The organism is Martelella mediterranea, assembly GCF_004342225.1.
In the GTDB taxonomy this organism is placed as follows: Bacteria; Pseudomonadota; Alphaproteobacteria; order Rhizobiales; family Rhizobiaceae; genus Martelella; species Martelella mediterranea_B.
Window position 1 is genome coordinate 1 of sequence record NZ_SMAR01000096.1, and the last position, 1,627, is coordinate 1,627.

3 protein-coding genes are annotated in these 1,627 nt (G+C 56.8%); 1 reads left to right on the plus strand and 2 read right to left on the minus strand.

The window, feature by feature from the left end; genetic code table 11:
- Window positions 1–374 (minus strand): hypothetical protein (locus EDC90_RS20710; protein ID WP_207903998.1); only part of this gene is annotated, 374 nt, incomplete at its 3' end.
- A 237-nt stretch (window positions 375–611) separates the two neighbouring features.
- A complete protein-coding gene (locus tag EDC90_RS20715; RefSeq protein WP_132314397.1) occupies window positions 612–1,148 on the minus strand; it encodes a hypothetical protein in 537 nt (178 codons plus the stop codon).
- Between the two features lie 118 nt (window positions 1,149–1,266).
- On the opposite strand from EDC90_RS20715, the gene EDC90_RS20720 reads away from it, so the two are divergent.
- Window positions 1,267–1,425 (plus strand): ribbon-helix-helix protein, CopG family, encoded by a 159-nt coding sequence (locus tag EDC90_RS20720; protein ID WP_132314398.1) that lies wholly within the window; start codon window positions 1,267–1,269, stop codon window positions 1,423–1,425.
- Window positions 1,426–1,627: the final 202 nt, after the last annotated feature.

Genomic DNA, 1,627 nt, shown 5'->3' on the forward strand with positions numbered 1-1,627 from the left:
TATTTGTGGTGCATCTCGTCGCGCTCGAGCAGTGTGAAACCGCATTTGGCGGCATCCTGCAAACGGCGGGTCTCAAGGCAACCGCCGCAAATGGGCTGGGCTGTGCGTAGCGCGAAGATTTTCTGCACCGTATCAGCGCCGCATTCCCGGCATCGCAGCACAACGTGGCTACGATCACGGACGCGGCCGACAATTGAAAAACCTTTGGCTTCGGCGATTTCCTGCCATTGCGGCGGAACCGGACCGGGATAGGTGCGCCGCCACTCGCTGTCCGGCACATGCCGTGATCGATGCGGGATGTGCAGGCGTCGCCGGGATTGGTTGGACGATGAATTGCGTTTGCCAGATGACTGGCGACCTTGTCTTTTTGACATGATTGTTCCTCCTGATTGCAGGATGAAAGGGGAGCGCGCGCACCGGGCCGACCTGGTGCGATGCTGATCTCTTGATGGAATAGTCGCGGTCACCACTTCCAACCGGCAATGATGGTGGCCGGAAGGGCGCGACGGGACAGGGCTGACACGCATGGCGAAAGCCGGAATGCGTGCCGCAAAGGAAGCGGTGTCAGGATCTGGAAAAACCGAAAGGCCTTTGCCAACTCCGAAGCGCGGCTATCCGGAAAACGTTGGTTCCGTATTCAGGGAAGGCTCGTTTCCGGCATCATGGGCTTCCCGGAACAGCTCCAGTGTCTGCAGCGCCTCGATCAGGCAAGTGCCTTGCTGCACGAGCCGGAATGCCCGGTGTCCCTCGAATGTCTTTGCGGTAAACTGCAGCAGGTCGGGCAGGCAGACCGCCTTGACGCGCGCAATTGCCGCTTCATTCGGGGTTTGCGCACCGATGAGCCCGGACAGGATCCCCGTGAAATGCAGCAAGACGTCATCGCCTTCGGAGAGCTTCGGCAGAAGTCGCAAGGCGGCAACGGCATCTGTCAGCCGGTCCAGTGCGTTTTCCGCATCATGCAGCCAGGCAGCACACGCGGGATCAAAGACTCGGGCGACACCGTCGATCTCGTGCTCGGTTTCAATGAAAACCTCGAGACGCAACAGCATGGCCGCAAAAAGCAGTGAAATCGGAGAGCTGGTGAGTGTCGATGGAGAGTATAAGTCTTCATCCGCCGCATTTGGCGTGATAGGAGCGTGAATAGCCATGATAACCTCTTGTGCAGGTTTGAGTGGTCAGAGCGCTGGTCGAGGTTGCAGCCTTGCCAGCGCTCGTTTTTTGTGCCATTACGCGACTCTGATGTCAACATCAAAAGGTGAAAAAGTGATGGCCCCACCCAGAAAAGACAATATCCCGCTTACGCTCCGCGTCTCCCAAAGCCTTCTGAAGCTGATAGACGACCGCCGTCGTGAGGAAGAGGACATACCGACCAGACCGGAAATGGTTCGTCGGATATTACAGGACTATTTTGACAGGGGGCGGTAACGTCCCGCGACCACATTTATCGACCTTGATGTGTCGTTCGGGTTGTACGAACAGGATGATGCTCATGCATCCTGCGTCAGAAACCCGAACAACGACAGGGCTGTATTTGGACCTGTCGCGTATTTGTGCCGCTCCTTTGATAGCCTTTACTGCAACAAAGGAGATGAACTATGGTCACAGGAAGAACGGATGAATTTCGCAA